Genomic DNA, 13,177 nt, shown 5'->3' on the forward strand with positions numbered 1-13,177 from the left:
TCTATGAGCAAAGAGTCTACTCCTCCATCTAATCAAATTAGCCAAGAGCAAATGCTTGATCTGATTAATACGTTGAATGACTACAGTTATGCCTATCATGTAAAAGATAACCCATTGGTACCTGATGCTGAGTACGACCGCTGTTATCGTCAGTTACAAGCCATTGAAGCAGAGCACCCAGACTGGGTTCAATCCAACTCGCCAACTCAGCGTGTTGGAGAAAAGCCAGACAGTGGTTTTGCCAACATTGCCCATACTGTTCCCATGTTGTCTCTTGACAATGCGTTTGATGATGAATCATTAAGTGATTTTGACCAGCGCATTCGTAAATTGATTCGCGAATCCTTAGAGGACGATGAGCAACTGGCATTTGATGAGTCCAGTGTTACCTACTGTTGTGAACCAAAGTTAGATGGTTTGGCGATTAGTTTGCGTTATGAAAATGGTCAACTCGTTCGCGGTGTCACCCGTGGTGATGGCTTGTCAGGCGAAGATATTACATCAAACATCAAAACCATTTATTCCGTCCCATTGCGGCTGCGTACTGAGACGCCTCCTCCTGTTATTGAGGTACGAGGTGAGATTTATATGACCAAAGAGGGGTTTGAAAAGCTGAATCAGCAAGCCGCCGAACGGGGAGAGAAAACCTTTGTGAACCCGCGCAATGCGGCGGCGGGCAGTCTGCGTCAGTTAGACCCGAAAATCACAGCCTCTAGACCCTTGGTAATGTGTGCCTATTCTATCGGTTATGTGGAAGGCTGGGATCAACCTGCTAGCCATTACGAAGGCCTGCTGCAATTGGGGGAGTGGGGGTTTCGAGTGAATGATCTGATGCAAACCGTCTCAGGGGCACAAGGCTGCATTGAGTATTACCAAATGCTCAATGACAAACGTCCTGCCTTACCCTATGACATCGACGGCATTGTCTATAAGGTAGATGATATCTCTCTTCAAGAGACGCTTGGGTTTATTGCCCGAGCACCGCGTTGGGCGATTGCTAGAAAATTTCCAGCACAAGAAGAAGTTACACGCATTTTAGGCGTGGATTTTCAGGTGGGTCGTACCGGTGCCATCACGCCAGTGGCACGTCTTGAACCTGTCTTTGTCGGTGGGGTGACGGTGTCAAATGCGACACTCCATAACAAGGATGAGATTGCACGCCTTGGTGTTCAGGTGAACGATTATGTGGTAATTCGCCGAGCCGGAGATGTCATTCCTCAAGTAGTACAGGTGCTATTCGAGCGTCGTGATGAATCGCAAAGCAAGGCCGTTGTGTTTCCAGACAATTGTCCGGTCTGTGGCTCGGATGTTGAGCAAGTCGAAGGGGAAGCGGTGGTGCGTTGTACGGGCGGATTGGTCTGCGGTGCGCAATTAAAAGAGTCTCTCAAACATTTTGTCTCCCGTAAAGCCATGGATATTGATGGCCTAGGCGATAAATTAATCGAACAGTTAGTTGAACAAAACTTATTGAAAACGCCAGTCGATATTTTTACCCTTCATGAGAAAAAAGACACGTTACTGTCTATGGAAAGAATGGGGCAAAAGTCAGTAGAGAATTTATTGGCCGCTATTGAGAAGTCTAAGAAAACGCAATTTAATCGCTTTATCTACGCACTTGGTATTCGTGAAGTGGGTGAGGCTACTGCACGTGCCTTAACGACGCATTTTGTTGAATTGGAGGCTTTGATGTCTGCAGATCAAGAGGCTCTGGTAAAAGTCGATGATGTTGGGCCCATTGTGGCGCAGCATGTACAACTCTTTTTCGAGCAAGAGCAGAATGTCACAACGATTAAAGGCTTGTTAGCAGTGGGTATTGAATGGGAGACTAAGGTGATAGAAGCCTCCTCAGAACGTCCTTTGGAGGGAAAAACCTATGTGGTAACGGGCTCATTAAGTCAGTTTTCCCGTGATCAAGTGAAAGACAAGTTGCAATCCCTAGGGGCTAAAGTGAGTGGCTCAGTCTCTTCGAAAACAGATTGTCTGGTAGCGGGGGAGAAGGCTGGCTCAAAGTTAACCAAAGCCCAATCTCTCAATGTGCCTGTGATTGATGAAGCAGGTGTCATCGCATTATTGCAAGAACATGGAGCACTTTAATTGGATACTTTGATTCCATACGACTCATTAGCAAAAGACACGTTAGAAACAATATTAGACGATATTGTTTCGCGTGAAGGGACGGACTATGGTGACTATGATTTATCGGCCGATCAGAAACGTCAGCAAGCGCTCAGGGCGCTAACATCCGGTAAAGCCGTGTTGCTGTTTGATACAGAAAGCGAAACCATTAAAATGGTGCCGCAAGACACACTAAGCCATTACGACTTCTCGTGAAGTCGTAATGTTAGGAACGTTTTTGTGCTAATTGCATTCTTGAGGATCACGAACACAATGGTTGATGTTGTGGTCCATGTCCCTAGCAGGCTGCGTTCCGGTATTGTGGCCAACGACTTTAGCGGGAACGCCTGCGACGGTTGTATAAGGCTCGACTGGTTCTAGCACCACGCTACCTGCGCCGATTTTGGCGCCTTCACCTACCTCAATGTTGCCTAAAATTTTGGCGCCTGCGCCAATTAACACGCCAGAGCGAATTTTCGGGTGGCGGTCGCCGTGCTCTTTCCCTGTTCCTCCCAATGTAACGGATTGCAGTATGGAGACGTTATCTTCAATGACACAGGTTTCACCGACTACCAAACCCGTTGCATGGTCTAACATGATACCGCAACCAATGGTGGCGGCTGGGTGAATATCTACGCCAAAGACCATGGACATTTGGCCTTGTAAATACAGCGCTAAGCTTTTTCTATTTTGCTTCCACAGCCAGTTTGCCACGCGATAGGTTTGTAAAGCGTGAAAACCTTTAAAGAAAAGTAAAGGCGTGGTGAGGCAATCACAGGCGGCATCGCGTTCTTTTATTGATATAATATCTTGCTCAATACACGGAACAATGCCAGATTGCGAATCTCCCATGGCTTCTTCAAATACTTCTCGAAGAACCATTGCAGGAATAGAAATGCTGTCGAGCTTGCTGGCTAACAAAAAGCTCAATGCTGAGCTTAAACCATCGTGTCGTAAGATAGTGGTATTAAAATAGCTGGCAAGGATGGGCTCATCGAGCGAAAGCTTCTCCGCTTCTGCTTGTAAAGACGACCATAAGTTGCCAGATGTCACGGCATTGTACATAGTGTTACTCAAGAGCTATTTACCTATGTTGATTCGAGGCTAGAATATAGGTTATGGGTTAGGACGAAACAAAACAAGGGCCAAGGCGAAGATTGCCAATGATTTATGGAGATAGTATGACTACAAAAACCGTTGCCGATGCACTGCATATCTTTTACGAGTTAAACTCTACGTTTGCAGATGCTTATTGGGAAACCAACGATATTAATCAGAAGGATCGTTTTTTTGCGATGAAAATGATCCTACAAGATGAGCTGGACGAATTGCATAAATTAAGTATGCAAGATCATATTTATCCTTATGAATCCATTAATTTGGGCGTGTTGCAATTAAGTGATCAGTTAAAAGGGTTGTTACCAGATTTGAATCGATGCGTATTACGTCCACAAACCCGCAATCGTTTTATTGAGTTAATTCCAAGTGCTTGCACCTTGTTTGAGCGTTAATAATGTTTAAAGAGTAAGGCAAACCAGTAAGAGGTAAAACATAGAGCACTTTGCCTATTACCTCGGGTAAAGTGCTCTCGTTAGTTTACTTGTTTTGGACAGCCTCTTGACGTTTCAGATCTCTCACGATGAATCGACTAGGGTGCAATCGATTGATAATTCTTTGCTCAATTGGTGCGGCCTCACCGGTAATTAAACTGGTTAAATAGCAGGCACTAAGAGGTGTGGACACTAGGCCACGGGAGCCATGGCCAATGTTTAGAAATAATCCATTGTTCATCTGCGCCACCTTATCGCTTTTCCATTTGGCATTTTTGCTCAATGTTGCGTAATGAGATTCGATTATCTCAGGGTTAAAGACAGGCCCAACCATCGGCGTGTAGTCTGGAATCGCGCAACGAAAGGACACCCGACCACCACAATCTTTCACCTTTAGAGTATTCGCTTTGAGCTTTAGGAGGGTTTCCAGCATTCTTAGGTTTCTAGCATGGCCTTCTTCTCGGACGTTTTCATCTTGATCTTTTAGGTCATAAGTTGCCCCAAAATGAAAGGTATCTCCAAGAGCGGGAGAAACATACCCTTCTTGGCAAATAACATAGGGCGTGTGTAACTCGTTTTGGTCTTCACAGGCGGCTTGAGCCGCTTCTAATGGCAAGTAAGAGACTTGGCCGCGAATAGGGTAAGCAGGTGTATTCGGTAAATAATCAATACGATTTGTGTCGTTGGCGGTGCAGAAGACAATATCGGAAAAAGCGTGTGTCCCCGTTTGATGACTCGCTTGCCAAGGTAGCGAAGGATGTTCCGCTTTGTTGAGAGATACAAGCTGCGTATTTAATTGAACCTCTATGTTTTTATGGCTAAGCAGTGTTTCACACAGACGAGTAGGCACAACCCAGCCAGATAAAGGAAGAAAGAGGCTGTCTTTTTCATCCTGTTTAGCTTGCATAACCGTGTCAGGGTAAAGCTCGCTGGCTAACATCGTTGCGAATCGGGCACGCTCTTTTTCATTGTTTGGTCGTTGGATCAAACCACATTGATCCCAAAACACCTTATTTTCATCAAGGGTCGAATAAAGCCGAGCAGCAAACAGGTAAGCGGCTAAATAAAAGCGATTGATAGTGGTGTCTTGCGAACTGAGTTTAGGGTAAAGCATGCCTTGTGGGTTACCTGATGCTTGACAAGCAATTTCTCTGCCTTGCTCCCATACTGTGACTTTGATGCCTTGATCAGCCAGTGACGCGGCGGTGGTTGCCCCTGCTAAGCCAGAGCCTACCACTAAAACATGTTTAGATGCTTTATGAGCATGCGGATGGTTTGACCGAACATTAAACCAGGCTTGCCCTTGCACCATGCGCTCTGGGAACGAAGCGGTTGATTGATTAAGTTCTCCCACTGCCATTTCTCTTTTATGACCAAAGCCTTTGACTTTGCGTACCTCAAAGCCAACGTCTTGTAGGCCACGGCGAACAATGCCCGCCGCCGTGAAGGTCGCAAAAGTAGTGCCTTGATGGCTTAAACGATTAATGTGCTTGAATAAAGAGGGAGACCACATGTCAGGGTTTTTACTCGGCGCGAAGCCATCCAAAAACCAGGCATCGATGTCGGCATTAAGTTCCGATAAGCCGTCTTGCGCTTCGCCAAACCAAAGAGTTAGCTGAATGCGCCCCTGAGCCAATTCAATACGGTGAAAACCATGACTTAATTGCGGGTAATGTTTGATCAGCTCTTGGCTCTGATTTGCAAGAGAAGGCCACATTTTTAAGGCATTGATAAGTTGTTCCCTGGAGAGCGGGAACTTTTCAACTGAGATAAAATGCAGTGTCGTATCCACAGGAGCCTGTTCAATAAAAGCCTGCCACGCACATAGAAAATTTAATCCGGTACCAAAGCCTGTTTCAGCAATGGCAAAAGAAGGAGTGGTTAAGTTTTTCCAACGTTCAGATAAATGATTGTGTTGCAAAAAGACATAACGGGTTTCTTCTAATCCTGCTTCTTTATCAAAGTACACATCATCAAACTGGTTTGAGTGAGGGGCGCCATCTTCCCCCCAAGTCAGTGTAGGCGGTGCTAATCGGTAGCTAGTTAACACGTTTGATGCTCTTAATAATGACAGGTGAGGTTGGTACATTACGGTACGGGCCTACGGATTTTGTGGGGACGTTAGCAATATCGTCAACGACCGCCATACCTGAAATAACGTGACCAAATACGGTGTAGCCAGGACCACCACTCGCACCATCGTTCAAAAAGTCATTATCTTTTAGGTTGATGAAAAACTGAGAGGTGGCACTGTTTGGATCTTGTGTGCGAGCCATGGCAATGGTTCCTCGGTTATTCGGCAAGCCATTATCCCCTTCATAGTCAATGGGAGCGTGGGTGGCTTTTTGTTTTAGATCTTTTGTGAATCCACCACCTTGAATCATAAACCCTGGAATAACACGATGAAAAATGGTGCCGTTGTAAAAGCCTTGATCAACATAATTGAGGAAGTTTTTGACGGTTTTAGGGGCGGCTTTATCATTAAGGTCGACCCGAATGGTTCCCTTATTGGTTTGTATGTCGACTTCCGTTGCATTGGCTTGTAATAAACAGAGGCTGGTCAAAATAAGCCCTGTGATGAGAGTCTTGCGCATTGTGGTTTTCCTTAAATGGTGAATAATCCCATAATATGGGGAGCATAACCGTACGCCAAGCGGTTTGGTCAAACTGTCAGTATGTTTCAAAATGGGTATTTTACAGGAGAAATGGCATGCGAACAGCCATTGTTGAAATTGAATATTGTACCTTATGCCGTTGGATGTTGCGGGCAGCCTGGCTATCTCAGGAGCTATTGACCACATTTGACGATGACATTAAAAGCGTCACACTGATTCCTTCGCAGGGTGGTATCTTCAAAGTACGGGTGAATGGTGAAGAAATTTGGTGTCGTAAATCGGAAGGCGGGTTTCCGGAAGCGAAAGTGCTAAAACAGAGAATGCGAGATGTGATTGATCCAGAGCGGAACTTGGGGCATTCAGATGTAAAAACCTCAAGTTAAGGCGCTATAATACGCCAACCAAAAAACGCGCTTATGTTCTTATGTGGACGCTAAGCGCGTTTTTTGTTGCAAAGCATGGCAAGTAAGCAAGCAGTGCCTAGTTAGGAAAAACCTGTTTAAATGGTTTTACCACGACACGCTGATACACGCCAGCGGCGACATAAGGGTCTGCATCGGCCCATTTTTGCGCTTCTTCTAGGCTGGGGAATTCTGCTACCACCACACTTCCTGTAAAGCCTGCGTCACCTGGATTATCGGAATCGATGGCTGGACTGGGGCCAGCTAGAACGAGACGTCCTGCATTTTGTAATACTTGCAAGCGCTCTAAATGAGCAGGGCGAGCTTGCTGACGTGCCGGTAAGCTGTTTTCGACGTCGTCGCTAATAATGGAGTAGAGCATGGTTATTCCTTATTTTGCATATGAGAAGAAAGGTAGATGCCTTGTAAGATAATAAAGACCACTGTCATACCGAGTAGGCCAAATAATTTAAAATCAACCCAGATATCCTCACTGAATGAGAAGGCCACATAAATATTCACCGCACCAGATAGGATGAAAAAGCCAACCCATGCGAGGTTTAAGGTGCGCCAGACTTTGAAAGGAAGGTCAATTTTATCGCCCATAATACGTTGGATGATATTTTTATCACCAATGAACTGACTGCCTAAAAAGGCTAGGGCAAACAACCAATTCACAATAGTGGGCTTCCACTTGATAAATTCACTGTTTTTAAACAGTACAGTGGCACCACCCAGCAGAATCACCAGAGCTAAAGAAACCAAGTGCATTTTTTCTACTGTTTTATGGCGGAACCAGTTGTAGCCAACTTGCAGTATGCTCGCTGGGATCAAGATGGCGGTGGCTAAAATAATATTCCCAGTTATTTTGTAGACAACAAAGAACACTACGATAGGAAGAAAGTCGAATAGTAATTTCATATAAAAACCAATTTATGTATGCTGGACTTATAATAACCATCATTATCATTAAAGAACAGTCTATCTATGACAGAAGCCGCGAGCTATCGTAAAGTTGATCTTCATACACACTCTATTTGTTCCGATGGGCGTTTGTCACCCACAGAGCTGGTGGATCTAGCTGTTGAGCAAGGGGTATCCTTATTTGCCTTGACTGACCATGATACATTAGATGGATTGCCAGAAGCCAGACAACGGGCAGAGCAGCAACAGTTGAGTTTTATTAATGGTGTCGAACTGTCTACCCAGTGGAAGGGGATTCCATTGCATATGGTTGCTCTGAATTTTGAACCAGATAATTCGGCGTTATTAGCGATTGTTCAGTCTAATCAAACGATACGCCTGCAGCGGGCGCGTCGCATCGCGGATTTATTGGTAAAACAAGGCTTGCCGGATTTATTTGATGAAGCTGTTGAGTTGGCAGGAATTAGCCAACTTGGTCGCCCCCACTTTGCCTCCTTGATGGTTGAAAAAGGTTTGGTCAAAGACGCTAATAAAGCCTTTGATCGATATCTAGGGAATAAACGGTTGGGGCAGTTGCGTGATGTTTGGCTTGATTTGGAAAGTGTATTAACGCAGTTGAAAGAGCAAAATATGGCGTTGATTCTAGCGCACCCCAGACGATACCCGTTGACGGTGACCAAGTTGAAACACTTGTTAGCGGATTTTAAAAAATGGGGAGGGACAGCCATGGAAGTCGCCTCTGGCAATGAAAAGCCAGATAGTGTTCGTCTATTGGAACGTTTGTCTCAAGAATACGCTCTTGAAGCATCGATGGGGAGCGATTTCCACGGGCCGTTTGGCCCTTGGACACAAGTGGGAAAGTTTACCCAGGTGAATGAGTCGGGGATAGATTTGGTTCATCAATATTGGTGATGAATCGATAAGAGCAGATCTATTGGGTTTTCGACGCGTTATAGTCTAGTATGTAATTGATGTGAGAGCATTTTTATTGATCTTTTGGAGCCACTGTTTTGGCTCTAAGGTGCAGTAATAATTTATGGCTCCGAAAATGTCAAAGATTAGCCGAATGATGGAGTAAGCAGTGAGTCAATTTTTTCAAATACATCCAGAAAACCCTCAGGCGCGCTTGATCAAGCAGGCCGTTCAGGTGATTCGCAGTGGTGGCGTTATTGCTTACCCAACAGATTGTGGTTATTCGCTTGGATGCCAGTTGGGCGATAAGTCGGCATTGGATCGTATTCGAGCCATTCGACGTCTCGACGATAAGCATAATTTTACCTTAGTGTGCAGTGATTTATCAGAGATTTCCACCTATGCACGCTTTGATAATCACTTGTATCGGTTATTGAAAAACAATACCCCAGGTCCTTATACGTTTATCTTTCCTGCTACTTCTGAGGTGCCAAGGCGGTTGCTTCATCCTAAACGGAAAACCATTGGTATCCGTGTACCAGATAGCCGAATAGTGTCTGCCTTATTGGCAGAACTAGGCGAGCCCATCATGAGTGTGTCGTTGATTTTGCCGGGTGAAAACGAGCCGTTAACGGATCCTTATGATATACGAGACAGCTTAGAGCATGCGTTGGATTTGGTGATTGATGGCGGCTTTTGTGGCTTATTACCGACTACCGTGGTAGCGATGGACTCGGAGCAGATTGAAGTAGTGCGTGTTGGCGCCGGTGATCCGTCCGTATTTGAGTAAATTGTGTGGTAGGGCGCTGTTATGCGATGCCATGTACGATTATAATGCTGCCCATATTTGTGTTATACCGTTTTATATAATGGGTTGCTGAGAAGCATTCCCTCTAAGAGGTTCGTAATGGACGAGAAATTACAAAAAGTATTAGCGAGAGCGGGCCAAGGTTCGCGTCGAGAAATGGAAAACCGTATTCGTGAAGGGCGGGTTCTAGTTAATGGTGCGGTAGCAACATTAGGGGATCGCGTCAGTTTGACTGATGTTATCGAGCTGGATGGCTATCCAGTTAAAGTGACGGAAGCCGGGGAAGGGCGCCGTGTCATCATCTATAACAAGCCAGAAGGTGAAGTTTGTACCCGCAAAGATCCAGAAGGCCGCCCCACGGTATTTGATAAACTTCCTAAGTTACGTGGCGAGCGCTGGATTGCTGTTGGCCGTTTGGATATCAACACATCTGGTCTTCTTTTGTTTACCACCGATGGTGAGTTAGCGAACCGCTTGATGCATCCATCGACTGAAATTGATCGAGAGTATTTGGTGCGAGTGATGGGCGATGTTTCTGAAGAAAACATTGCAGCACTGAAAAAAGGAGTGACGTTAGACGACGGCATTGCTAAGTTTACCGACATTGTTGATGGTGGTGGTGAAGGCATTAACCGCTGGTTTTATGTGTGCTTAATGGAAGGTCGTAATCGTGAAGTCCGTCGTTTGTGGGAGTCTCAAGGGGTGAAAGTGAACCGCTTGAAGCGAGTTCGTTTTGGTCCGGTTTTCTTGCCATCAAAAGCGAAAATGGGCCGCTGGGTGGAAATGGATGACGCAGAGGTCAATGCCTTGTGTGCCATGGTTGATATCCAAGTCACGAGTAAGCCAAAAACACAGCAGCAGAAACAAGAAGTCAAACGTCAGCAAAGTAAGACGACAGCGGGTGGGGCTCGTCGCCCGAAAGGGTTTGATTGGCAAAGCAGTGATAAGCCAGAATTCAAGCCCAAAAAACCGGGTAAGCGATCTTTTCGTTAAAAGATGTTTGATTAACGACTCTTTGATGATTGCAAACCGGGCTTAGCGTAAATAAGTGAGTTAGGAGTAGTAGAACATGTTTCGTTGGATGGCAGTAATCATCGTTGCTTTGGTGATAGGCTTCTTTGTCTATGTGAAGTTAAATAACCGAATGCCTGATGATTTAGGTATGACGGCCGGACTGTTTAAATCCTGCCCAACTTCTCCGAATTGTGTGTCCAGTCAGGCTGAAAAAACAGATAAAGTCCACTACACTGATTCCATACCTTACACAGGGAATCGTAAAGATGTGCAATTGGCCATTGAGTCATACTTTTTGAAAAAAGGTAATGCGGACATTGTTACGAGTCGCCTTGGCTATGTGCATCTTGAGGTAAAAAGCGCTCTAATTGGCTATATTGATGATGTTGAGTTTTACTTACCTGAGTCTAAAAAAATAATTGAAGTACGTTCGGCCTCACGGGTTGGTTATTCTGATATGGGAGTCAATCGTAAGCGCATTGAACAACTCAGAGAGTTTCTTGCTAAACAATAATATCAGCAACAACGAAGTATTAAGTATAAGGATGAGGACGGCAAATGAGTGTGGATGATAATCAAACAATTTTAATTGTAGAAGATGACGAAAGACTGGCCTCTTTAACCAAAGAGTATTTGGAAAAGAACGGTTTTTCTGTTGATATTGAAGCAGATGGACGTGCGGCGATTTCACGCATTGTTGAGGAGCAGCCCTCGTTGGTGGTGCTGGATTTGATGCTGCCTGGGGCCGATGGCTTTACGGTATGTCGCAGTGTACGTAATGACTATAAAGGGCCTATTTTGATGCTGACGGCTCGCAGTGACGATGTTGACCAAATTTTAGGGCTTGAAATTGGTGCGGACGATTATGTGTCTAAGCCTGCTAAACCCCGTGTTTTGTTGGCACGGATTCAATCCCTGTTACGCCGCAGTACGCAAGATGTTGACCTGACGTCTGAAGCGTCCGATAAAAAAGAACAGACGCTAACCTTTGGGCCTCTTGTAGTGGACAACTCTCGTCGCGAAGCTTGGTTATCGGGCGAAGAGGTTGAGTTGACCAGTGCTGAATTTGATCTGTTGTGGTTGTTAGCAAGCAGTGCTGGGCGGATTTTAAGTCGTGAAGAGATCTTCGGAGAGTTACGTGGCATAGAATACGATGGGCAAGACCGCTCTGTGGATGTGCGCATTTCTCGTATTCGTTCTAAAATCGGTGATGACCCTATTCATCCTCGCAGAATCAAAACGATTCGCAGTAAAGGCTATCTTTTTGTAAAAGAGGTCTAAGCGTTTTATGCGCGAGGAGATTAAGCGCTTATATCTGCACCTGTTTATTGGGTGTCTGATTATACTAGTCTGCTGCTATGTAGCAGTAGACTTTACTAAGTCTCGCTTTGACAATGCTCGTATAGAACAATTGTTGTGTCTTGACGCTGAGCTAAGTGTGGCATTGCTAGCTACTGGTGTGAAGACATCCCTACCAGAATCTAAATTTGATTGGCAGAAGCCGAAGAAGATCTTAACTGCGGCGGAGGTTGTGTCGCTTATCCCCCAGAGACATTGGGTGCAGTTGTCGAATGGGGATTATAAGGTTTCTTTTGGCCCTAAAAATTCCCCTGAAATAACCGGTATTGCCACTAGTGAGAAAGGTAATGTCTATCAATTTGAAAGACTTCTGAAAGACCTTTTGTATTCCTCTCTTCCCCATGAAGAGAAAATTGCGTTAATCAAAAGCATGTCTTGCATCTCGATTACTTCATACCCTAGCTCTAAATATGTTGATTTATCCGGTATTACTGGTATTTCACTGGTGCATGGTATCCATAATGAATATGGCTTTTTATGGCGCGGGACTAATTCTGATCACCTTCATTATCTTTCATTGTTACCTGAAAAAATGCTGTCTTTATCAGTGGCGATTGTGGCGATTGTCGCGGTTGGTATTGCTGTCATGATAGGGCTTATCTGGCGTGAGCTGGTGTTGCTGGATTTAAAGCGTAAAACCTTTGAAAACATCACTCGTCAAATTGCTCGGGGTCAAATTGGTTTGCCAAAAGGCATTCCGGATAGCAGTGGTACCTTAAAAGAATTGGCCTACTCTTTTGACTCAATGTCATCTCATATTCAACGGCTGCTTAAGGTTCAAAGAGAAATGATTAATGCTATCTCCCATGAGCTTAGGACGCCGATAGCGCGACTTCGATTTGGTCTTGAGGTAGTGAAAGATGAAGTAGATGGCTCAGCTGTTGATACCATTACGGCATTAGAGGATGATGTTGAGGAGCTTAACACTTTAGTGGATGAAGTGTTAACTTATGGAAAATTAGAAGAAGGCTCTCTTGCGCTGAACTTTTCTTCAACAGGTATTCGGGAGCTAGTTGAAGGCATTATTCGCCATAATGATCCTTTATTACAGCATTTGACGGTTAACGTTAGTATTACCAGTGATGATGAGGTCATTGCCGATGCCCATCACTTGCATAGGGCGCTACAGAACTTAATCCTGAATGCGGCGAAATACGCCACAAGCCAAATCTGTATTGCTTTCTCTTCAGATAATGACCGCTGGCAAATAGACATTGAAGATGATGGTCCTGGAATACCTTTGGAGGATAGAGATAAGGTCTTTATTCCATTTCAACGTTTAGATAATAGTCGAACACGCGCATCAGGGGGCTATGGGTTAGGTTTAGCTATTGTGCAGCGTATTGCTTTTTGGCACGGCGGTGCGGTATTAGTTGATGAAAGCCAATATGGTGGTGCAAAATTCAGTTTGATCTGGTCGAAAAGTCAGCATCAGAAATCCCTTTCATGATACTACAGTCCTTCGTTATAACTAGATTT

General features: G+C 44.8%; 15 protein-coding genes. 10 read left to right on the plus strand and 5 right to left on the minus strand.

Annotated features, from left to right (window positions below; all coding sequences use genetic code 11):
• The first annotated feature begins 3 nt into the window (after positions 1–3).
• Entirely contained in the window at positions 4–2,094 is a 2,091-nt protein-coding gene (ligA, locus tag AC0VYI_RS05900; RefSeq protein WP_475447950.1) for an NAD-dependent DNA ligase LigA, read from the plus strand.
• A complete protein-coding gene (locus tag AC0VYI_RS05905) occupies positions 2,095–2,331 on the plus strand; it encodes a YheU family protein (protein WP_475447952.1) in 237 nt (78 codons plus the stop codon).
• A gap of 27 nt (positions 2,332–2,358) precedes the next feature.
• Here the strand turns inward: AC0VYI_RS05905 and cysE are convergent, their stop codons facing one another.
• Positions 2,359–3,180 (minus strand): serine O-acetyltransferase, encoded by an 822-nt coding sequence (gene cysE, locus AC0VYI_RS05910; protein ID WP_199477018.1) that lies wholly within the window; start codon positions 3,178–3,180, stop codon positions 2,359–2,361.
• 116 nt (positions 3,181–3,296) lie between these two features.
• Here cysE and AC0VYI_RS05915 point away from each other — a divergent pair, with 116 nt between their 5' ends.
• Positions 3,297–3,626: a hypothetical protein gene (locus AC0VYI_RS05915; RefSeq protein WP_199476948.1), complete on the plus strand. Its 330-nt coding sequence runs from the start codon at positions 3,297–3,299 to the stop codon at positions 3,624–3,626.
• An 85-nt stretch (positions 3,627–3,711) separates the two neighbouring features.
• On the opposite strand, the gene mnmC is transcribed toward AC0VYI_RS05915, so the two are convergent.
• Together mnmC and AC0VYI_RS05925 are read right to left on the minus strand one after the other, a co-directional pair.
• Complete coding sequence (gene mnmC / locus AC0VYI_RS05920; protein WP_475447955.1) at positions 3,712–5,715, minus strand: bifunctional tRNA (5-methylaminomethyl-2-thiouridine)(34)-methyltransferase MnmC2/FAD-dependent 5-carboxymethylaminomethyl-2-thiouridine(34) oxidoreductase MnmC1; 2,004 nt, start codon at positions 5,713–5,715, stop codon at positions 3,712–3,714.
• The gene (locus tag AC0VYI_RS05925) at positions 5,705–6,259 is read right to left on the minus strand and encodes a peptidylprolyl isomerase (RefSeq protein ID WP_199476950.1); all 555 of its coding nucleotides are present in this window, start codon (positions 6,257–6,259) and stop codon (positions 5,705–5,707) included. Before AC0VYI_RS05925 ends, mnmC begins: the two co-directional genes overlap by 11 nt.
• 116 nt (positions 6,260–6,375) lie before the next feature.
• Here AC0VYI_RS05925 and AC0VYI_RS05930 point away from each other — a divergent pair, with 116 nt between their 5' ends.
• Positions 6,376–6,663, plus strand: coding sequence for an Rdx family protein (locus AC0VYI_RS05930; protein WP_199476951.1), 288 nt, complete (start codon positions 6,376–6,378; stop codon positions 6,661–6,663).
• A 97-nt stretch (positions 6,664–6,760) separates the two neighbouring features.
• On the opposite strand, the gene AC0VYI_RS05935 is transcribed toward AC0VYI_RS05930, so the two are convergent.
• Entirely contained in the window at positions 6,761–7,063 is a 303-nt protein-coding gene (locus tag AC0VYI_RS05935) for a YciI family protein (protein ID WP_199476952.1), read from the minus strand.
• Positions 7,064–7,065: 2 nt separating this feature from the next.
• The gene (locus AC0VYI_RS05940) at positions 7,066–7,602 is read right to left on the minus strand and encodes a septation protein A (protein ID WP_199476953.1); all 537 of its coding nucleotides are present in this window, start codon (positions 7,600–7,602) and stop codon (positions 7,066–7,068) included.
• A gap of 66 nt (positions 7,603–7,668) precedes the next feature.
• Between AC0VYI_RS05940 and AC0VYI_RS05945 the strand changes: the two genes are divergently transcribed.
• From AC0VYI_RS05945 to AC0VYI_RS05970, 6 genes are all read left to right on the plus strand, one after another.
• On the plus strand, positions 7,669–8,517 hold the full coding sequence (locus tag AC0VYI_RS05945) for a PHP domain-containing protein (protein WP_199476954.1): 849 nt from the start codon (positions 7,669–7,671) through the stop codon (positions 8,515–8,517).
• Positions 8,518–8,686: 169 nt separating this feature from the next.
• Positions 8,687–9,307: an L-threonylcarbamoyladenylate synthase gene (locus AC0VYI_RS05950; protein WP_199476955.1), complete on the plus strand. Its 621-nt coding sequence runs from the start codon at positions 8,687–8,689 to the stop codon at positions 9,305–9,307.
• Positions 9,308–9,424: 117 nt separating this feature from the next.
• Positions 9,425–10,318 (plus strand): 23S rRNA pseudouridine(2605) synthase RluB, encoded by an 894-nt coding sequence (gene rluB, locus AC0VYI_RS05955; RefSeq protein ID WP_475447958.1) that lies wholly within the window; start codon positions 9,425–9,427, stop codon positions 10,316–10,318.
• A gap of 76 nt (positions 10,319–10,394) precedes the next feature.
• Positions 10,395–10,853: a DUF1499 domain-containing protein gene (locus tag AC0VYI_RS05960; protein ID WP_199476957.1), complete on the plus strand. Its 459-nt coding sequence runs from the start codon at positions 10,395–10,397 to the stop codon at positions 10,851–10,853.
• 44 nt (positions 10,854–10,897) lie between these two features.
• On the plus strand, positions 10,898–11,620 hold the full coding sequence (locus AC0VYI_RS05965) for a response regulator (protein ID WP_199476958.1): 723 nt from the start codon (positions 10,898–10,900) through the stop codon (positions 11,618–11,620).
• A gap of 7 nt (positions 11,621–11,627) precedes the next feature.
• Positions 11,628–13,148, plus strand: a complete 1,521-nt coding sequence (locus AC0VYI_RS05970; RefSeq protein ID WP_475447961.1) for an ATP-binding protein — start codon at positions 11,628–11,630, stop codon at positions 13,146–13,148.
• Positions 13,149–13,177 lie beyond the last annotated feature (29 nt).

The sequence above is a fragment of the Marinomonas sp. 63XJN7_9_ISO-PGPR-S23-217 genome (genome assembly GCF_056173515.1).